Genomic DNA, 18,353 nt, shown 5'->3' on the forward strand with positions numbered 1-18,353 from the left:
CGATGATCCCTACGTTAATGGCACTCAAATACGATCTCCTGATATTTGACTTCGATCACTTCGAAGGTTTTTTCGCCGCCGGGAAGACGGGCACTGAATTCATCCCCTTCTTCATGTCCCAAAAGCGCTCTGGCTAACGGAGAGTTGAACGAGATCAGCCCCATATCCGGGTTGCTTTCGCATCCGCCGACGATTGTGTAGGTTAGCTCTTTGTCAGTGTTCAAATCGCACAATACGACCGTCGAGCCGAAACTGACGCGGGCGTGTTCAAGCTCTGCGGGATCAACAATCTGTGCCCGTGAGATCACATCGCCCAGTTCCGCGATACGGGTACCGATGAACGCCTGCTTTTCGCGTGCGGCATGGTATTCGGAATTTTCTTTCAAATCTCCGTACTCTTTGGCACGTTCGATCTCGGCGTTGACAGCCGGAAGATCGATCGTTTTAAGGGTATTCAGCTCATCGGACAGGCGCTGAAACCCGTATTTGGTCATGGGTTCTTTTTGCTCCACGGTTCACTCCGGTAAAAATTAATCCCCTATTATACCAAACGTGTCTCACTTATCGATGATGCGCAGGTTGTTCGGAGCCTTTTTTGCCGCTTTTTTTTCAACGGCAAAACTTTTCTGCAGCTGTTCGGCAGAGGAAACGGGCGATCCTCTTCCCAGACGGATCACGACAGCGCTCACCCCGAGAAGTTTGAACGTGCACTGAACTCCGTCGCGGTCTTCGGCCACAATACATCCCTGCTCCCGGTCTTTGGAATCGTAAAAATCGCGTACTTCGTCCCCGAAACGGGCTATAAGTTCTTCGACTTCCGCACATGTCCGCTCAAACGTATGCGAGTCGTTTAGGCTTACCCCGACGAAAAAATCATCTCCCCCGATATGCCCTTTAAAATATTCCACGGGAAGAAGTTTGTGCATCAATTCGGTAAAAAGCAAAATGACGCGGTCGCCGTTTCGGAATCCGTAGTGGTCGTTGTACGGTTTGAAATGGTTGAAATCAAAATAGCACACCGCGCACTCTTCCCCTGTTTCAAATACGCGGGAGATGTAGCCGTTGATCATAAAATTGCCCGGCAGTTTCGTCAGGGGATTTTCGTCGCGGGCACGTATGAGGTTACGTTCGTGAATCACGTCGATCATATCGCGGGCGCTCAGATAGCCGATGTAGCGCGACGATTCTACGATCAGTACCCCCGGAGCGTTTTCGCAAAGAGAAAAGAGTTCGATGATCATCTCCAGCGGCGTGGTGAGATCGACGACCGGAACCGGTTCGATATAGGTTTCCAGTACCGAAAGGTTCGAAGAGCGGTTCTGAATCAACGATCGTCCGTACGGGGAATAGATGACCGATTTCAGGCGGTGTTCGTGGATGATGCCCAGCGGATGGTGCATCGCATCGACAACGGGGACCAGAAACATCTCGTCGTCTTGTTTCAACAAATCGAGCAACGATTCCATACTGTCGCCGATGACAACGGGTTTGAGATATTCAAGCCGCTTGAGGATGATAACCTGATCTCTTTTGCTCCGCTTGTCTTCAAGTATTTCGTTGGAAGCATGGTGATATTTTGAAGCGATTTGACCGCAATCGAGCGTCGGACGCTGGATGAAATATCCCTGCACGAGATGGCAGCCGATCTCTTTGCAAACCAGCAGCTCTTTTTCGTTCTCTACCCCCTCGGCGATGACGCTGCAGCCGGTCAGAGTGGCCAGTTTAACCATGTGGCGCGCGAGAAGCTTTTTTTTCGGGTCTTTGTCGATCGATCCCAGAAAAAACCGGTCGATTTTGATGATATTGGGGCTGGTATGGTACAGGAGCTTGTATCCCGAATACCCCGTTCCGAAATCATCGATCGCGATGCAGAACCCCTCGTCGGCATAGTGGTCCATCAACTGGGTAAAATGGTCGAAATTGACGATCTCGTTGTGTTCGGAAAGCTCGATGACCATGCTCTTTTGATCGAGACCGTAGCGGCGAAGAATCTGCGACGTATTTCCTTTGGAAAAATCGGTCATATCGAGCAGACGGTTGTCAATGTTGTAAAACAGTTTGAGGTTTTCGAATCCCTCGATCGTGCAGAATTTTGCGATCACCTTTTCCCGAAGTCCCAGATCGAACGTATAAAGGACATTCTCTTCATACAGATGGTCGAAAAACGATTCGATGCTCTCGAATCCGAGGGTATCGGTGCCGCGCAGCAACGCCTCAACGCCGAACGTAACGCCCGAATGGATATCGGCAATCGGCTGAAAGGCCACGTCCAGTACATTGAGGTAATGCTGATATAAGGGGTGCAGAGGTTCCATGAGCAGGAGTATAAACCGCTCATGTCACAAAGAGATTACAATCCGATCCGGCGCAATGCCAGCGAGCACATCGCCAACCCGAAGGTACCCGTTACTCCGACGAAACTCCCCTTTTCCTTGATGCGGGGAAGTTCGGAGGAGCAGATGCAGCTGAAATCGCCCCGAAATTTACGCTTGCGCAATTCGGCACGGATCTTCGCGGCGAAAGGGTCTCCTTCGGTTTTCCAAATGGAGCGGACCTCGACTTTGGTCGGATCGAGCCGTTTGGCCGAACCGACCGAGCAGATCAGCTTCGGATAGCATTTTTCGATAACGGAGAGCTTGGCTTTCATGTCATCAATCGCATCGAGGACAAGATCAAAGGGTTCAAAATCAAACGCCTCGACCCACTCGGGGGTAATTTTCTCTGCTATCGCGATCACTTCGGGATAGTGGGTTTTGAGTGCTTCGACTTTCAATTCCCCCTCATGTGCTTCGGAATGCATCTGGCGGTTTTGGTTGGAGAGGTCGTAGCGGTCGAAATCGACGATCGTGATGTCACGCACCCCGCTACGATAAAGGCAATCAAGGCAGAAGCTCCCGACGCCACCGACACCCAAAAGAAGGATTTTCGCATTTTGAAGTTTGCCGAACTCCTCCTCGCCGAAAACCAGCTTCGTCCGAACGTGTCTCACAGCCACTCCCGCAGTTTGTGAAGAGTATCGTACGAGGTCATATCCAGTTTGATCGGGCTAATCGAAACCATCCCCTGCTCGATCGCTTCAAAATCACACAGACCGTGGGACTCCCGTTCCGCGCGCGCTTTGAATTCCAGCGGGTGAAGTCCCAGCCAGTAATATTCCAGCCCTCTGGGGTTACGGTGCAAATGCGCATCGTTGGCGTAGTAACGGTAGCCTGCGTACGTGACGGCAAAATTCAATTCCTCTGCATCGTAGGGAATATTGACATTCAGAAACTCCCGCTCGTTCAGCGGAAACTTCCCGTCGAAAATCTTTTGGACCAGATGGCGAATCGCCTGCTTGGCCAAAGCAAAATCCCCTACAGGCTGAGTGAAATCCATCACCTGAGAAATCGCAATGGCCGGAACCCCGTGCAACACCGCTTCCATTGCTCCCGCAGCGGTTCCCGAATAGGTAATGTCTTCACCCATGTTGGAACCTTTGTTGATACCGCTGATGACGAGGTCGGGTTTGCGTTCCTCAAAGATCGAATGAAGCGCCAGATAGACACAGTCGCTGGGAGTACCGTCGTCGAGTTTGTAAAAATCGTCTCCGACGCTGATAAAACTGAGAGGCCGGGTCAGGGTGAGCGAATGCCCGCAAGCTGATTTTTCGGTCGTCGGTGCGACAACGGTGACCCGTCCAAGCCCGTCCAACGCCTCAATCAACGCCAAAAGTCCCGGCGATTCGTATCCGTCATCGTTGGTAATCAGTATCTCTTTCATCCGTGATTCATTTCCTTTTTGTCGATTTTACGGGGACGATGAAAAAGCAGTTGAAACTTTCCCGCCGTTCATAGGCGAGAACATACTCATGCTCTTTTAAAATTGCGTCAACGATATACAGCCCCAATCCGAAGCTGTCTTTGGTCGGTTGGTCTTTCGTAAACGGCTCGATGTAATAGGTTAGCGGTTTTTTGAGCGGTTCGCCGAGATTGGCAAAAACGATCTCGTCCCCTTCCATTTCGATATGAACCGTTTTGTCCGGGGAGTACTTGATCGCATTGTCGATCAGGTTTTTGACCGCCGTGACGAACAGCCGGTAATCGGCTTCGATCTTGACCAAAGCACCGATTTTATTTTTGACCGAATCGTAATCCGTCATCGCCGCATCGACCGCACCGTCGATAATATCGATCAGACGGTACTCTTTTTTCTCCAGATTTTGATTCCCGGAAGTGATCTCCTCGATCAGAGCAAACTCCCCGATCAATGATTCAAGCCGTTCGAATATCCCTGCGAAGCGCCCTTTTTGTTTCTCGTCGGAGAGCATCGTGGCGGCAATCCGTCCCTTGGCAATCGGCGTTTTTAGTTCATGCATGATATTACGCAGAAAAAGGGTGCGCGATTCGATGAGGGAGCGAATTTTGTTCTGGGTGCTGTCGAGTTCATTGGCGATCAAAGCGATTTCGTCGCTTCCTCCCATCCGAAAGCTCACCCCCATGTCTCCTTCCCCGAAACGGGCGATCTGTTTTCGGAGACGCCGCAGCGGACGAAGGCGATAGATGATCAAAATAAAAGAGACGCCGAGAATTGCCATGATCGTCCCGTATGCCGACAAAAGCGTCACCGGCTGATACGCTTGAACGCTTTGATCTTCCAGCAGCAGGCTGTGGCGGGATGATTCGACCCAAAAATAGATATGTCCGCGGTATTCAATCATCGATGTTATGATCGGCTGGACCGTCTCGGTCTCGAAACTCAGTTCCAGCGAAGCGACGTTTTCAACGGTGGGATCGGGGGTTCCGTCCGTTTTGAGGATCGTCCCCTGTCGGATGATCGTTTCGTATTCCCTCTGATCGCCTATCTCATTGAGCGAATACAACGCAAGATTCGCTTCGAACATCGGCTCGGATATCTGTTTCATCAGGTAGGTATGGTATATCTGGCTGATCAGGGAGTGCTTGGTGAATACGTTATCGATGTGCTTGGCACGGTTGCTCAGATACAGCTGGTAAAACGTGGAGCTTACACTCGTCACCGTCACGGTGAAAGCAAAAAGTACGGTAACGAGAACGGCGTTGTTTTTAAGCATTATTTGAGCAATTTGTAGCCGATCCCGCGGATCGATTCGATCAGGCTTTTATCCCCGAGTTTGTTGCGGATGCGCCCTACCATGACGTCGATGCTTTTGTTGGACGAATCTTCATTGATCGCGCTGACGTTATGGATCAAATCCTCGCGGGACACGACCATCCCCTGTTTTTTGATCATGTAGGAGAGAATCCCGTACTCTGCGTTGGTCAGATCAATGGGGCGGCTTTTATAGCTGATCTGCATCGCCTCTTCGTTCAGTTTGAAATCGCAGGCGTTTTCGGACGCCACTGCCGCTGCGGCATCATACCGGCGCAATACAGAGTGGATCCGTGCTTCGAGTTCTCTGGGATCATAGGGTTTTGGAAGATAATCGTCCGCCCCAAGCTCCAGCGCATTGATCTTATCAGTTACATCCGAGCGGGCCGAAGAGATGATGATAGGAACATTCTGCCGCGCGCGGATCGCTTCGCACACCTCCAAGCCGTCCATTCCCGGCAATGTCAGATCCAGAATGACAACATCGAATTTTTCGAGCTTAAGAATGCTCAACGCCTTAAACGGATCATCTTCCGTCGTCACTTTGAAATCAAACTGTTCCAAAAATTCGGTCAAAATTTCGGCAAGCTCGAGATCGTCTTCGATCATTAATATTTTTACGTTACTCATGGCGCTATTGTAACGCAGCGAGGGTTAATGATTCCCTAACTGATCCACAATGTGACATGGTAGGCGATAAACGCCAGCGAATAGGCGACGATCGTCGTAAACAAAAACAGATAGCCGAAATATTTGATCCCCCCCGCCTCGCGGGTAAACACGACCGATGCGGCCAAGCAGGGCAGATACGTCATGATAACGACCACAAACGCCACCGCCGAGGCGAGCGGAATGTGCTGGCTGATGGCATTCATCAGCGAATTGTCCTCTTCGGTGGCGTCGCCGCCCAGCGAGTACAGAACACCAAGAGTCGAAACGACGACCTCTTTGGCCGCCAATCCCGTCTGAAGCGCGACCGCCATCTTCCAGTCAAATCCGAGCGGTGCGAAAATCGGTTCGATCGTGTGGCCGATTCGCCCCAGAAAACTCTGGGACAGCTGCTCTTCGGCCAGCTTGTTTTTCAGTACCGCTACATCATCCTCTGAAGCGGCCATCTCGATTTTCACGGCATAGACCGCATCCAGAGTCTGATCATTGGGATAGGTACTCAAAAACCATACGAGCATCGATGCCGCGGCGATAAACGTCCCGGCCTTTTTCAGATACATCATCGTTTTGGTGAGGACGGTATGCCAGATCAATTTCACGGAAGGAAGCCGGTATTTGGGCATCTCCATAACGAACGGCTCATCCGCCCCCTTGAACGCCGTCATTTTAAGTACTTTCGCCGCCACAAGGCCGATCATGGCGCCGAGAATATAGATACCGAACAACGCATTTCCGGCCATCTCGGGTCCGAAAAAAGCACCCGTAAACAGAACATACACCGGCAACCTCGCTCCGCAGCTCATAAACCCGATGACAAACAGCGTCAATAAGCGGTCACGGTCGTTTTTGAGAATACGTGCCGACATATACGCCGGAATCGAGCACCCGAATCCGCTGACCAAAGGGATAAACGACTGGCCGTGCAGACCGAATTTGTGGAAAAAACCATCCAGCAAAAACGCCACGCGCGACATATACCCTGTCGATTCTAGCAGCGCAATTCCCACGAAAAGAATCACGATATTGGGAATGAAAAGGACAACTGCCCCCACCCCGGCGATAACTCCGTCGACGACGAGGGAACGGATTTCCTCATTCGCAATCGTCCCTCCGACGATCTCGCCGAACCAAACGAAAAACGCGTCGATCCAGTCCATCGGGATGGAACCGATCTCGAACGTGAGCTGAAACAAAGCCCACATAAAAAAGAGGAAAATGGGAATCCCGAATACGGGATGGATCAACACGCTGTCGATCTTTTCCGTCGTCGTCTTTTTCTCCGGCGCTTTGGGTTTGACCTTGACCGCTTCGGCAATCACCCCGCGGTTAAACGAGAGATACTCTTCGGCAAACGCCTCTTTCATGTCATCCGTATCGTGATGCAAGAGCACATGACGGTCTGCTTCGATCAGCATCGGCTGCAATTCGGTCCATATCGGATTGTCGTGCAGCACACGATACGTTTTCTTCTCTTTTTGCAACAGGTTGATCGCAATGTTGCGGTTGGAAATGGAGGCTTTGAATTTATGGCGGTTCAGGTATTCGGTGATCGCCTTGATTTCCTCTTCGACCGCTTCGCTAAAGACGAGTTTGGCTTCCTGGGAAGGGGCGTTGAAGACGTCGATGACACGTTCCATCAGCTCTTCCAGCCCCGTTTTGGCCGCAGCCGATACCCGCACGCACGGAATTCCCAGCAGCTGGGAAAGATAAGGGGCATTGATCTCGATCCCCTCGCGGTCGGCTTCATCGCTCATGTTGAGCGCGATAACCATTTTTTTGCTCATGCTCATCAGTTCGGCGGTAAGCTGAAGATTTTTCTCCATGTTGGTCGAATCAAGTACGTTGATGATCAGATCGTAATGCTCGTTGACCAAAAAATCATGGGTTACCCTCTCTTCGATCGAATAATCGGTAAAGGCATACGTCCCGGGCAGATCAACAACCGTAAAATGATACCTCCGGTATTCAAACAATACTTCCGTCTTCTCGACCGTAACCCCCGTAAAATTCCCCACATGCAGCCGCGCGTTGCCGATCGAGTTGATCAGCATACTTTTCCCGACGTTCGGCTGACCGACGAGGGCGATTTTAAGACGTTTGCCGTCCAGACGGCAAGTTTCTTGATTATCGGACATCGGTCACCTCGATCAATTCAGCTTCTTCTTTGCGCAACGCAAGGCTCACGTTTCCTACTTTGATCTCGAACGTGCTTTTGGCCGGAGCGCATTCAAGCATTCTCACTTCGGATCCCTTCATCAATCCGAACGAAAGCAACCTCTGTTTAAGCGCTCCGGTCGCATTGATTTTCACCACGGTGGCAGTGCCCCCCTTGGTACATGCACTCAGCAATGTCATCGTTTCCCCATTCACGTGTAATCCTTTAAAAATTGTAACTCATGCGAGCCAAAAAACGGCTGTATCCGCCGTCCGTTCCTCCATCGCCGGTATTATTGTTGCGATCATCGATTGTCGCGTAGCTCATATCGATCCCCAAACGCTCATTGATCTCATAGGTTGCGATGACGTCGATTTCTCTCACTTCGGTATTGGAGGGTGCGCTCTTAAACGAACCGTACAATGCCGTAAGGCTCAATCCCTCGATTCCCGCACCGGCCATGTCGATCGCTACGCTTACCTGATAGGCTTTGACGTCTTCCATCCCGTCAATCGTCCACTCTTCCATGGACGTCATAAACGGCCCGCCGCCAAATCCGTTTGAAAGGGTTTTGCCCTCATCGTTCGATCCGCGGTTATACGCCGCCCCTATGCTCATCGGTCCCGCATTCAAAGAAACGCCGAAGCCATAGACAATTCCGTCCGATCCGCTGTCGGTTCCCGCTGCGTTTGTCTTTTCGTCGAACGCAGCGTATTGCGCACTGATTTCCAATCCGACCGTTTCATTGAAAGGGACCGCGTAGGCAGCGTCAGCATAATAAATATCCGCTACTTTGTCCGCACCGTAATACCATCCCTGCACGGCAAGGTTTTCAACGCTCTCATTCGTAAATCCGATGACTACCGCCCCGTTGCTCCCCTCGGAGAGTTTCTTGAACTCGGAAATATCATCTCCCGAATCGTACCCCACCCAACGGGTGATGTATCCGCCGACGAGCGTTGTTTTCTCTATGGCACCGTAACTGGCAATTACGGATTCAAACGTGTTCGGGTGCATGCGAATATCATCGGTATCGGCAAACGGCGTATCGATCAGCTGGCGCCCGATACGCAGGCTGAAATCGTTGGTGCTGTAATCTATATAGGCCTCGCCGACATACGCATACGAACCGTTTTTGCTGCTTAAAACATCATAATTGAGTTTATCGCCGCTGCCGCTGGCGAACCCAAGCTTTTCGGAAACATAGGCTCCTGCGCCGAGTTTAATGTCATTCCATGCGGCCGTTTCGTATTTCAAAATACCGCCGATGGCAGTCGTATAAGTATCTTCTGCTATTTCATTGTCTTGCGATACATAGACCGCGCGAACCTCTCCGCCCGCTTTACCGGCAGCCGATGTTGCCTCGATCCCCTCTGCGCTCAGCGCGGCAACTGCCGCCAAACTCATCAAAACACTTTTTTTCATTTCGTTACACTTTCATTCGCACACAAAACTATTTTGATATGCATTATTAACTTGTAGCAAAATGATAATAGCTATCACCTTATAGCATGCTTAATATTGATAACCTTTTTCATTTAGCGTCCTTTCTGCCGCTTTGGCTATAATATCGCCTCTTATATAGATATGCAATGCGGGGTAGTTATGCAATTTTTATGGCGTTCGGAGTCTCATTTCAATCTGGCAAACCTTTTTACGATGGTGAATATCACCTGCGGTTTGCTGGCCACCTATTTCATCACTCAGGACGCATTCGTCTATGCCGTCATCCTTGCATGGATCGGCGGAGCATTCGATATATTTGACGGCAAGATCGCCCGTAAGTTCAATCTCTCAAATGAATTCGGTGTACAGCTCGATTCGTTCGCCGACTTTCTGAGTTTCGTCCTCGTTCCCACCTTTTTTATCTTTCAATCGGTCTATGCCGACCTCTCCGGGCTTGCGCTCATCGCTGCGTCCGTTGCATCGGTCTATTATGTCATCAGCGGGCTGCGCCGACTGATCCAGTTCAATATCAATGCCGATGCGGGCGAAGTCGCCAAATATTTTACGGGGGTTCCGACACCGCTGGGAGCGATTCTTTTGTGGCTTGTATGGCTCGGATCGGGATTTATCGGATGGATGGGGGTGCTTGCCCTGATGATCGTTATCGGAGCGCTGCTCAATTCAAAAGTAAAAATACCGCACCTATAAAAGCATTTCTTCTTCGTCCGTATCCGTTACGGACATCGGAAGCGCCTTTTTGGGTTTCAGCCCGAGCTTACGCATCCCCTCGGCCCGGCGGATCAGGTTCCCTTTTCCGGTAGAGAGTTTGTTCATCGCCGCTTCGTAGCTTTTCTGCGTCCGGCCGATCTGCTCGCCGATCTTCTCCATATCTTCGACAAACGCCACCAGTTTTTCGTACAGCGCTTCGGCTGACGCGGCAATCTCGCGCGCGTTGCGTTCCTGATATTCGCTGCGCCAGATATGTTCGATCGTTCTAAGCGTCACCAGCAGCGTCGAGGGAGAGACGACAACGATGTTCTGCTCGTACGCCGTTTTGAAAAAGGTGTTGTCCTGCTCAAGCGCAAGCAGAAACGCCCCCTCGATCGGCATAAAGAGCAATACGAAATCGAGGGTCTTGACACCGCTGAGCTGTTCGTACCGCTTGGAGCTGAGCCCTTTGATATGCGAATGGATCGAAAGAAGGTGCTGCTTGAGGGCATGGGCGCGTTCCTCGTCGTTCTCGGCACGGATGAACGCATCGTAGGCAACAAGGGAGACTTTTGAGTCGATGATGATGTCTTTGTTTTGCGGCAGATGGACGATCACGTCGGGACGATATTTTTTCCCTTCCTCATCGTTCAGAGTGCTTTGGAGTTCGTATTCATGCCCTTCCCGAAGCCCCGATTCTTCCAAAATCCGTTCGAGAACGATCTCCCCCCAGTTCCCCTGGGTTTTGTTCTCTCCCTTAAGCGCCTGCGTCAGGTTGATCGCGTCTTCGCTGAGCCGCTCGCTCATCGATTTGAGGCGGACGATCTCGTCTTTGAGGCTTTGGCGTTCTTTGGCGTCGTGGATGAACTGTTCTTTGCTTTGCGTCGCGAACTGCGCGATCTGTTCGCGGAACGGTTTGAGAAGCAAGTCCAGCCCCTTGGCATGGGCTTCGTCGAACGTCTTGGCTTTCTGCTCGAATATCTGCGCCGCCAGCTGCTCGAACTGCAGTTTCATCTGCGTCTTCGCTTCGTCGAGAAGGCGGATTTTCTCCTCAAACCCGCGTGCCGATTCTTCGTGGCGGGTATGCAGCACCGCGTAGTCGCGTTCGAGCGCGTGATACTCTTTTTGCAACGCCTCGCTTTTGTTCTGGAATTCCACGCGCAACGCATGTTCCTGATTCAGGGCCTCTTGCAGCTGTGCCGACTGAGACTGCCACAGCGCGTTTTCCTGCCGGAGACGACCGTATTGCCATGCCAGTGCGGCGGCTGCAGTGATACTGATTAAAGTAGTTATTTCGTAGATCATGGCGTCATTATAGCCCATAGCGCCTAAGAGGCAAAAAAGATGGCATGCTGTAAGATCGCTTTTATGAAAATCTCTGCCAATTCCCCCTGCCCCTGCCACAGCGGCAAAAAGTACAAACAATGCTGCCAACCCTATCACAAGGGGACCGTTCCCGCCACCGCGGTGCTGCTGATGAGAACGCGCTACAGCGCCTACGCACTGGGTCTGGCAGATTACATTATCAAAACGACCCATCCGAACAATCCCGATTTCACCGAAGATCGCGCAGACTGGAAAAAAAACATCCTCCATTTTTCCCAAGACACCGTATTTGAAGGGTTGAAAATCATCGAATTCATCGACGGAGAAAACGAAGCGTTTGTGACATTTGAAGCTGCGCTCGGAAACTATGCCATGAAAGAGAAAAGCCGTTTTCTCAAAGAGAACGGCCGATGGCTTTATGAGAGCGGAGAATTTCCGCAATAACGGTTATTTGAACGGGTCTGGATTGATAACGAGTTGAAAGCCGATGCCGTCGGGAGATGTTTTTGAGATACAATTGGACATGAAAGTTTTTTTCGGATTGATTCTTTTGTTGGTCGGCCTGAACGCTGAAGAAATTGAGGGTTATGCGACGGTAGGGATGGTATCGCACCATTTCGGCACCCAAGACTCGGGAGAACGCTACAACGGCAACCACGACGCCTACGGCGCCGAAATGGTTTACGACAAACGCTTTACCCTCGCCTACCTGCACTTCGTCAATTCCCGTGATAAAGATACCGATATCGTAGTAGCGGGGTATCGCTATGATATTTATAAAGGGTTAGGGATTTACGGCGTCGTCGGATACCAAAAAGGATATTGTTTCGACGGGCTAAAATCGGTCGAATGCACCGAGGGCAAAGATAACGACGGATTCGCATTTTTGCCGATGCTGTATTACCGGCATGATTATTTTACGATCGACCTGATCACGCAGGGGACGATGGTCGCCCTGAAATTAAATATAAAACTTTTTTAGCACCCCATGATCGTGATGCAATCTTCCCCTTTGGGAATCAGACATAAAAAGGTATACGCTTCATCGCCGATAGTCTCGTAGCTGTGCGGCGCGTTTGCGGGGATATAGAGGATGTCTCCGGCTTTGGCTTCAAAGCTCTCATCACCCACGCGTACCCGTGCGCGGCCGCTGAGAACGAACTGCTCGTGCTCGACCGTATTGGTATGATGCGGCATGTGCCCTCCCGCTTCGATGCTGAAACAGCGCATTGCGAAATTCGGAACCTCTTCAAGCGATAAAAGCATTTGCATGCTGACCCCTTTTCCGGCTTTTTGGGGTGTAGCGGGAACGGCACTGAGTTCTCTGCGAATCATTCGGTATCCTTTTTTTAGCTGCATTATCCCATATTTACGCCTTTCTTGACAACCCCTGAACGGATAGATTATAATGTCGTATCACGTTTCACAAGTAACAACTCCGTATCTTACACATACCACATCTTCTTATTCTAAGGCATTCACCTGATGAGCGATACTACCGCGAAAACTCCCAGAAACAACTCCAAAAATCGTACCCACGTCCCGGTAGAAGGGTTCACGATCGAAGCACTGCGAACCAAAAAACTCGAAGATCTACTCGAGATCGCCAACTCTTTGGGCATCGAAGACCCTAACGAACTCAAACGTCAGGATCTGATCTTTGAAATCCTTAAAACACAGGTTCAGCAGGGAGGGTTCATCCTCTTTACGGGGATTCTGGAAATCATGCAAGACGGCTACGGCTTCTTGCGCGCGGTGGATCAGAGCTTCAGCGATTCGCTCCACGATGCTTATGTTTCCAGCACCCAGATCCGCCGTTTCGCACTGCGTAACGGAGATATCGTCACCGGTCAGGTGCGCGCCCCGAAAGATCAGGAGCGCTACTATGCCCTCCTCAAAGTCGAAGCGATCAACTACCTCCCCCCTGAAGAATCCAAAAAACGTCCTTTGTTCGAAAACCTCACGCCGCTGTATGCGCTGGAGCAGATCAAACTCGAATACCAGCCGACCAAACTGACCGGACGCATGATGGATCTTTTCGCCCCTATCGGTAAAGGGCAGCGCGGACTTATCGTCGCACCTCCCCGTTCGGGTAAAACGGAATTGATGAAAGAGATCGCCCACGGGATCACCAACAACCATCCCGAAATCGAGCTGATGGTTCTGCTGGTCGACGAACGTCCCGAAGAGGTTACCGACATGGAGCGCTCCGTCAAAGGCGAAGTCTACAGCTCGACGTTTGACGAACCGGCCAAAAACCACGTCAAAGTCGCCGAAATGGTCATCGAACGGGCTAAACGCCGCGTTGAGCTCGGCAAAGACGTCGTGATCCTGCTCGACTCCATCACCCGTCTCGCACGCGCCTACAACACCGTAACGCCAAGTTCGGGAAAAGTCCTCTCAGGGGGGGTTGACGCCAACGCCCTGCACAAACCGAAGCGTTTCTTCGGTGCGGCGCGTAACATCGAAAACGGCGGAAGCTTGACGATCATCGCCACCGCGCTCGTCGAAACAGGCAGCCGCATGGACGAGGTCATCTTCGAAGAGTTCAAAGGAACCGGAAACTCCGAGATCGTTCTCAGCCGCAAAATCTCGGATCGCCGTATCTTCCCGGCCATCGACATCCTCAAATCGGGAACCCGCAAAGAAGAGCTTCTTCTGGGGCCGGACGTCTTGCAAAAAGTCTTTATTCTCCGTTCGATGCTGCATAAACAAGAAGACGAAGTCGAAGCGCTCCGCTTCCTTTACAGCACGATGCTCAAAAGCAAGTCGAATATCGAATTCCTTGACAGCATGAACGAGTCAAGCAAATAAGATGAGAGTCGGAGTTTTTGACAGCGGCGTCGGAGGCCTGAGCGTCGTCAAGTCGCTGCTGGAGCACAAACTCTTCGAAGAGATCATCTATTTCGGGGATACCGCCCGCGTCCCGTACGGGGTGAAAGACCCCAACACCATTATCCGCTACTCTCTCGAAGCCCTCGAATTTTTCAAAAACTTCGAGATCGATTTGCTGATCACCGCCTGCAACACCGTCAGCGCGTATGCCCTTGAGGAAATGAGAGAGCACAGTGACTGCGACGTCATCGGAGTCGTCGATCCGGGAGTCCTTGCCCTCAAAAACGCCGTCCCCTCTGCCGACGCCAATATCCTGATCCTCGGCACCAAAGCGACCGTCAAATCGGGAGCGTACGAAAAAGGGTTGGGCGAACTGGGGTATAAAAATCTCAGCGCGATCGCCACGAGCCTGCTTGTCCCCATCGTCGAAGAGGGGCTGTATGAGGGGGACGTTCTGCAAAGCGCCCTACACCATTATTTCGGCTCCCTTCCCAAAGCGCCCGATGCGGTGATCCTCGGATGTACCCATTTCCCCCTTGTCGCCCGAGCCATCGGAGAGTATTTTGAGGGGCAAAGCACGCTGATCCATTCGGGGGAAGCGATTGTCGAATACCTTGAAAGCCATTACGATTTTACGCAGCGGTTCGAGAAAACGGAACTGAAGTTTTTTGCCTCCGAAAATCCCGAAGGGCTGCGTCGCACCGCCAAAGAATGGCTAAATTTAGCCTAAGCGTGCTAAACTCCATTACCTAGAACCAAAGAGGTCTTCCATTGAGCGCATCCGAAGTATTAGCATTAAAATACCGTCCCCGACGCTTCGAAGAGCTTATCGGGCAGGAAAGCATCTCCCAAACCCTCTCTCTCGCCCTCGACTCCGGACGGCTATCGCACGCCTACCTCTTTTCGGGTTTGCGCGGATCGGGTAAAACCTCGACGGCACGGATTTTCGCCAAATCGCTGATCTGCGAAAACGGCCCTACTTCCGCCCCGTGCGACGTCTGCAGCCACTGTGTGATGGCCAATGAAGGGCGCCACATCGACATCATCGAGATGGACGCCGCCTCCAGCCGTAAAATCGACGACATTCGCGACCTGATCGAACACACTAAATACCGCCCCGCCAGCGCCAATGTCAAAATCTTCATCATCGACGAAGTGCACATGCTGACCAAAGAGGCGCACAATGCCCTGCTCAAAACACTCGAGGAACCGCCCTCCTACGTCAAATTCATCCTCGCGACGACCGATCCGCTGAAACTTCCTCCAACGATCCTCTCTAGGACGCAACATTTCCGTTTTAAACGGATCAGCCATCCCAACATCGTCCACCACCTGAGTCACATCCTCCATCTCGAAAACATCGAGTACCAGCCCGAGGCTCTTGATATCCTCGCGCGCAGCGGGTCGGGAAGTCTGCGTGATACCCTGACGCTGATGGATCAGGCGATCATCTATTCCAAAGGATTCGTCGACGTCAAAACAGTTGCCGATATGCTGGGGCTGCTCGATCCCGATTACATCGGTACGCTGTTTGAAGCTGTATTTGCCAAAGACCGCACCGCTTTAACCCAGATGCTCAAAGAGCTCGAAAGCTACGAAGCGGAAATGGTCGTCGACGAGCTGATCGCCTATCTCAAAGAGCGCCTCTACGAAGCGGATCACCGCTTCAGTCCGCTGGTGATCGAGCGGTTTTTCCGTATCCTGAGCGATGCCAAGAGTCTCTTTGCGATCAATGCCGACGGCGGGTTCGTCATCAGCCTTATACTGTTTAAAATGATCGAAGCAATGAAGATCAAAGAGATCGACGAGATGATCGAATCGCTCGAATCGCGAACCCCGCACCACGTCCAAACAGCCCCTCTGCACTCCAAAGCACCGGAAACCGTCAGCGTGAACGTGACTCCTGTTGTCCCGCAGAAGAGCTCTTTTGAGCTGCTGTGCGAAAAGATTCGCGACCGCAGCATCGAACTGGGAGAGTGTTTTGAGAAAAACGTCTCGTTCGTGTCGTTTGAAAACGATACGCTGACATGGACTAGCTGCGCAGAGGGGGATGACAAGGAGCTGCTGAAAAACAGTTTCGGCATCATCCGCCAGTTCGTGCGGGAAATTTTCGGAATAGAGACCCAGATCAAATCCGAAGCATGTGCCAAAGCCCCGGAGGTTGCAGAGGCGCAACCCGCCCCCGAGCCTGAACCGGTCGAAGAACCCGCAGACGAAGGGATAACCGAAAACGCGTCGATGATCGAAGAAGCCGAAGTAGGGGTAGGAAGCTGTGTGAGCCAGTGCGACGAGACGAGCGTCAAAGAATTCGATGGCAGCGACCTTCTCAAAGAGCCGATGATCCAGAAAGCGGCCGAGCTCTTCGAGGCGGTAAAGATTACCGTCCAGTCAAAGGTATAATTTAGTTATTATCTCCGCGAATAACGCGTTTTACATCGCTGACACCATCGCTCACGCCTTGATTAAACTCTTTTACCGTACAGCCGCCGAATACTGCCGCGGCGATCAATCCCATCATCAAAAAACGGATCATTTATGTTCCTTACTCTAGTAATTTAAACGCGATTATAACGCTTTTTCCGTTCATAGTCCGTTATCCACCGTCCCTGCTTTAGCTCTCTCAGGGTACAATTCTCCCATGAAAACACAGATTCTTTTTGACAACGACGGGGTACTCGTCGATACCGAACACTGGTACTTCACCGCCAGCGCCGAAGTGCTCGATACGATGGGATTCACACTGACGCCCGAGCGCTATCGCGATATCATGATACACGGCCAAAGCGCCTTTCTGATCGCCGAAGAGGCGGGAGTGCCGATCAGCGAAACCGACAAATGGCGTGCGCGCCGCAACGAACTCTATCAGCACTATCTGCGTACCGAAGAGATTACGATACCGGGGGTACGCGAGGTGCTCGCCGAACTCTCAGGCCGCTACCGCATGGGGATCGTCACCTCCGCGCTGCGGTGTGATTTCGAGCTGATCCACGCCGCGCGCGGGATCACCGACTACATGGAGTTCGTCTTGTGCAGCGGTGAGTATCCCCGCGCAAAACCCTATCCCGACCCGTATCTGCTGGGATTAGAGCGTCTAGGGGGAGAGAAGCACGAAACGATCATCGTCGAAGACTCCGAGAGGGGCCTGCGTTCGGCGGTAAGCGCGGGAATCGAGTGCGTCATCGTCCACAACCGTTTTACCCAAAACCACGATTTCAGCACCGCCACCCACCGGATCGGAAAATTCGAAGAACTGATCGGGCTCCTACGGTAGGGGGATTGTTTGCTTTGCTTGCTTTAAAGTTTTTATTCAGCTACAATGTGTGTATTGAAAGATGATTTAGAGTTTCATCTTTGTGGCCGCTTTTTATTGATCTATCAGTACGACCTGTCCTTAGAACACTCCATTTTATATTTTCGACCACCACGGCAACGGGGTGCAATCTAACACACAAGGCTCACACATGGCAGCAGTATTAAACGGAACCGTTAAATGGTTCAACAGCGAAAAAGGTTTTGGATTTATCCAACAAGAAAACGGCGATAAAGATATTTTCGTACACTTCCGCCAAATCAACAGCACCGGTTACGGCCGCGTATCACTTGACGAAGGTCAAAAAGTAACTTACACAGTAGGTCACGGCGATAAAGGCCCACAAGCCGAAAACGTTACAGCTCTGTAAGTAACTCCTCTCAGGCAGTTTTTCTGCCTGCGTACTTCTATTAAGACTCTCTAGAGGGTTTTAAAGAACCGCGACACAAAGGAGATACCATGGAAAATAGAGACGCTGTATTCGAAGCACTCAACAAGGGCAAGCTCCTCACTAGCACCATCACCGGATTGCAATACACCATGATTGACGGAAAACTCCACGCCCGACAAGGCGAAAAATGCGACTGGCACGAAAGCGGCCTCAGTTTCGACAATCCTCCCTCATGGCTTAATCTTAGAGACTGAATATGAACGGCCAGGAACGCAAGAACATCCAAAGCGGCAAACGGGTCGCTATTGTCCTCAAAGAAGATCAGCAGACAGGTAAACTGACCGAAGGAATCGTCCGCGACATCCTCACCAAATCGCCAAACCATCCGCACGGAATTAAAGTACGAT

22 protein-coding genes are annotated in these 18,353 nt (G+C 51.4%); 10 read left to right on the plus strand and 12 right to left on the minus strand.

Annotated elements, in window-relative coordinates; all coding sequences use genetic code 11:
• Window positions 1-14: 14 nt before the first annotated feature.
• The 9 genes from greA to JU82_RS03200 are packed head-to-tail and all read right to left on the minus strand — an operon-like array spanning window position 15 to window position 9,355.
• Complete coding sequence (greA, locus tag JU82_RS03160; RefSeq protein WP_037946376.1) at window positions 15-512, minus strand: transcription elongation factor GreA; 498 nt, start codon at window positions 510-512, stop codon at window positions 15-17.
• 45 nt (window positions 513-557) lie between these two features.
• A complete protein-coding gene (locus JU82_RS03165) occupies window positions 558-2,315 on the minus strand; it encodes a GGDEF domain-containing protein (RefSeq protein WP_037946378.1) in 1,758 nt (585 codons plus the stop codon).
• Window positions 2,316-2,350: 35 nt separating this feature from the next.
• Window positions 2,351-2,989, minus strand: coding sequence for a ThiF family adenylyltransferase (locus tag JU82_RS03170; protein ID WP_037946380.1), 639 nt, complete (start codon window positions 2,987-2,989; stop codon window positions 2,351-2,353).
• On the minus strand, window positions 2,986-3,759 hold the full coding sequence (gene surE, locus JU82_RS03175) for a 5'/3'-nucleotidase SurE (protein ID WP_037946381.1): 774 nt from the start codon (window positions 3,757-3,759) through the stop codon (window positions 2,986-2,988). Before surE ends, JU82_RS03170 begins: the two co-directional genes overlap by 4 nt.
• A gap of 7 nt (window positions 3,760-3,766) precedes the next feature.
• Window positions 3,767-5,068, minus strand: coding sequence for an ArsS family sensor histidine kinase (locus tag JU82_RS03180; protein ID WP_294892069.1), 1,302 nt, complete (start codon window positions 5,066-5,068; stop codon window positions 3,767-3,769).
• On the minus strand, window positions 5,068-5,736 hold the full coding sequence (locus JU82_RS03185; RefSeq protein ID WP_037946383.1) for a response regulator transcription factor: 669 nt from the start codon (window positions 5,734-5,736) through the stop codon (window positions 5,068-5,070). The genes JU82_RS03180 and JU82_RS03185 overlap by 1 nt, the downstream gene beginning before the upstream one ends.
• Before the next feature lie 35 nt (window positions 5,737-5,771).
• On the minus strand, window positions 5,772-7,910 hold the full coding sequence (feoB, locus tag JU82_RS03190) for a ferrous iron transport protein B (RefSeq protein ID WP_037946385.1): 2,139 nt from the start codon (window positions 7,908-7,910) through the stop codon (window positions 5,772-5,774).
• Entirely contained in the window at window positions 7,900-8,145 is a 246-nt protein-coding gene (locus JU82_RS03195) for a FeoA family protein (protein WP_349678319.1), read from the minus strand. The genes feoB and JU82_RS03195 overlap by 11 nt, the downstream gene beginning before the upstream one ends.
• A gap of 10 nt (window positions 8,146-8,155) precedes the next feature.
• Window positions 8,156-9,355 (minus strand): OprD family outer membrane porin, encoded by a 1,200-nt coding sequence (locus JU82_RS03200; protein WP_037946387.1) that lies wholly within the window; start codon window positions 9,353-9,355, stop codon window positions 8,156-8,158.
• Between the two features lie 180 nt (window positions 9,356-9,535).
• On the opposite strand from JU82_RS03200, the gene JU82_RS03205 reads away from it, so the two are divergent.
• Entirely contained in the window at window positions 9,536-10,084 is a 549-nt protein-coding gene (locus JU82_RS03205; RefSeq protein WP_037946389.1) for a CDP-alcohol phosphatidyltransferase family protein, read from the plus strand.
• Here JU82_RS03205 and JU82_RS03210 read toward each other — a convergent pair.
• Window positions 10,079-11,407, minus strand: a complete 1,329-nt coding sequence (locus JU82_RS03210) for a DNA recombination protein RmuC (RefSeq protein WP_294892070.1) — start codon at window positions 11,405-11,407, stop codon at window positions 10,079-10,081. The two genes, JU82_RS03205 and JU82_RS03210, sit on opposite strands and share 6 nt — an antisense overlap.
• 21 nt (window positions 11,408-11,428) lie before the next feature.
• Between JU82_RS03210 and JU82_RS03215 the strand changes: the two genes are divergently transcribed.
• Window positions 11,429-11,854, plus strand: coding sequence for a YchJ family metal-binding protein (locus tag JU82_RS03215; RefSeq protein ID WP_294892071.1), 426 nt, complete (start codon window positions 11,429-11,431; stop codon window positions 11,852-11,854).
• A gap of 79 nt (window positions 11,855-11,933) precedes the next feature.
• Window positions 11,934-12,392 (plus strand): hypothetical protein, encoded by a 459-nt coding sequence (locus tag JU82_RS03220; RefSeq protein ID WP_294892072.1) that lies wholly within the window; start codon window positions 11,934-11,936, stop codon window positions 12,390-12,392.
• On the opposite strand, the gene JU82_RS03225 is transcribed toward JU82_RS03220, so the two are convergent.
• On the minus strand, window positions 12,389-12,745 hold the full coding sequence (locus tag JU82_RS03225) for a cupin domain-containing protein (RefSeq protein WP_037946393.1): 357 nt from the start codon (window positions 12,743-12,745) through the stop codon (window positions 12,389-12,391). The genes JU82_RS03220 and JU82_RS03225 overlap by 4 nt on opposite strands.
• A 150-nt stretch (window positions 12,746-12,895) precedes the next feature.
• Here JU82_RS03225 and rho point away from each other — a divergent pair, with 150 nt between their 5' ends.
• Genes rho through JU82_RS03240 form a run of 3 tightly spaced genes read left to right on the plus strand, consistent with a single transcriptional unit; the run spans window position 12,896 to window position 16,645 of the window.
• On the plus strand, window positions 12,896-14,224 hold the full coding sequence (gene rho, locus JU82_RS03230) for a transcription termination factor Rho (RefSeq protein ID WP_037946395.1): 1,329 nt from the start codon (window positions 12,896-12,898) through the stop codon (window positions 14,222-14,224).
• A gap of 1 nt (window position 14,225) precedes the next feature.
• Window positions 14,226-14,975, plus strand: a complete 750-nt coding sequence (murI, locus tag JU82_RS03235) for a glutamate racemase (RefSeq protein ID WP_037946397.1) — start codon at window positions 14,226-14,228, stop codon at window positions 14,973-14,975.
• Between the two features lie 41 nt (window positions 14,976-15,016).
• A complete protein-coding gene (locus JU82_RS03240; protein ID WP_037946400.1) occupies window positions 15,017-16,645 on the plus strand; it encodes a DNA polymerase III subunit gamma/tau in 1,629 nt (542 codons plus the stop codon).
• A 1-nt stretch (window position 16,646) separates the two neighbouring features.
• On the opposite strand, the gene JU82_RS11660 is transcribed toward JU82_RS03240, so the two are convergent.
• The gene (locus tag JU82_RS11660; RefSeq protein ID WP_294892073.1) at window positions 16,647-16,778 is read right to left on the minus strand and encodes a hypothetical protein; all 132 of its coding nucleotides are present in this window, start codon (window positions 16,776-16,778) and stop codon (window positions 16,647-16,649) included.
• Between the two features lie 105 nt (window positions 16,779-16,883).
• Between JU82_RS11660 and JU82_RS03245 the strand changes: the two genes are divergently transcribed.
• The 4 genes from JU82_RS03245 to JU82_RS11665 all read left to right on the plus strand — a co-directional run.
• On the plus strand, window positions 16,884-17,516 hold the full coding sequence (locus JU82_RS03245; RefSeq protein WP_037946403.1) for an HAD family phosphatase: 633 nt from the start codon (window positions 16,884-16,886) through the stop codon (window positions 17,514-17,516).
• 190 nt (window positions 17,517-17,706) lie between these two features.
• The gene (locus tag JU82_RS03250; protein ID WP_037946405.1) at window positions 17,707-17,925 is read left to right on the plus strand and encodes a cold-shock protein; all 219 of its coding nucleotides are present in this window, start codon (window positions 17,707-17,709) and stop codon (window positions 17,923-17,925) included.
• A gap of 89 nt (window positions 17,926-18,014) precedes the next feature.
• A complete protein-coding gene (locus JU82_RS03255; RefSeq protein WP_037946406.1) occupies window positions 18,015-18,200 on the plus strand; it encodes a hypothetical protein in 186 nt (61 codons plus the stop codon).
• A gap of 2 nt (window positions 18,201-18,202) precedes the next feature.
• Window positions 18,203-18,353: YwbE family protein (locus JU82_RS11665; RefSeq protein ID WP_294892076.1), on the plus strand; the 151-nt coding region annotated here is incomplete at its 3' end.

Origin of the sequence: Sulfuricurvum sp. MLSB, assembly GCF_000747095.1 — a bacterium.
In the GTDB taxonomy this organism is placed as follows: Bacteria; Campylobacterota; Campylobacteria; order Campylobacterales; family Sulfurimonadaceae; genus Sulfuricurvum.

Bases quoted from the DNA above. Each gene is read 5' to 3' on its own strand.
- JU82_RS03255 (WP_037946406.1), top strand. From the start codon at position 18,015: ATGGAAAATAGAGACGCTGTATTCGAAGCACTCAACAAGGGCAAGCTC.
- JU82_RS11660 (WP_294892073.1), bottom strand. From the start codon at position 16,778: ATGATCCGTTTTTTGATGATGGGATTGATCGCCGCGGCAGTATTCGGC.
- JU82_RS03185 (WP_037946383.1), bottom strand. From the start codon at position 5,736: ATGAGTAACGTAAAAATATTAATGATCGAAGACGATCTCGAGCTTGCC.
- JU82_RS03250 (WP_037946405.1), top strand. From the start codon at position 17,707: ATGGCAGCAGTATTAAACGGAACCGTTAAATGGTTCAACAGCGAAAAA.
- rho (WP_037946395.1), top strand. From the start codon at position 12,896: ATGAGCGATACTACCGCGAAAACTCCCAGAAACAACTCCAAAAATCGT.
- JU82_RS03215 (WP_294892071.1), top strand. From the start codon at position 11,429: ATGGCATGCTGTAAGATCGCTTTTATGAAAATCTCTGCCAATTCCCCC.
- JU82_RS03200 (WP_037946387.1), bottom strand. From the start codon at position 9,355: ATGAAAAAAAGTGTTTTGATGAGTTTGGCGGCAGTTGCCGCGCTGAGC.
- JU82_RS03180 (WP_294892069.1), bottom strand. From the start codon at position 5,068: ATGCTTAAAAACAACGCCGTTCTCGTTACCGTACTTTTTGCTTTCACC.
- surE (WP_037946381.1), bottom strand. From the start codon at position 3,759: ATGAAAGAGATACTGATTACCAACGATGACGGATACGAATCGCCGGGA.
- JU82_RS03245 (WP_037946403.1), top strand. From the start codon at position 16,884: ATGAAAACACAGATTCTTTTTGACAACGACGGGGTACTCGTCGATACC.
- JU82_RS03225 (WP_037946393.1), bottom strand. From the start codon at position 12,745: ATGATTCGCAGAGAACTCAGTGCCGTTCCCGCTACACCCCAAAAAGCC.
- murI (WP_037946397.1), top strand. From the start codon at position 14,226: ATGAGAGTCGGAGTTTTTGACAGCGGCGTCGGAGGCCTGAGCGTCGTC.
- JU82_RS03210 (WP_294892070.1), bottom strand. From the start codon at position 11,407: ATGGGCTATAATGACGCCATGATCTACGAAATAACTACTTTAATCAGT.
- JU82_RS03220 (WP_294892072.1), top strand. From the start codon at position 11,934: ATGAAAGTTTTTTTCGGATTGATTCTTTTGTTGGTCGGCCTGAACGCT.
- JU82_RS03165 (WP_037946378.1), bottom strand. From the start codon at position 2,315: ATGGAACCTCTGCACCCCTTATATCAGCATTACCTCAATGTACTGGAC.
- JU82_RS03205 (WP_037946389.1), top strand. From the start codon at position 9,536: ATGCAATTTTTATGGCGTTCGGAGTCTCATTTCAATCTGGCAAACCTT.
- feoB (WP_037946385.1), bottom strand. From the start codon at position 7,910: ATGTCCGATAATCAAGAAACTTGCCGTCTGGACGGCAAACGTCTTAAA.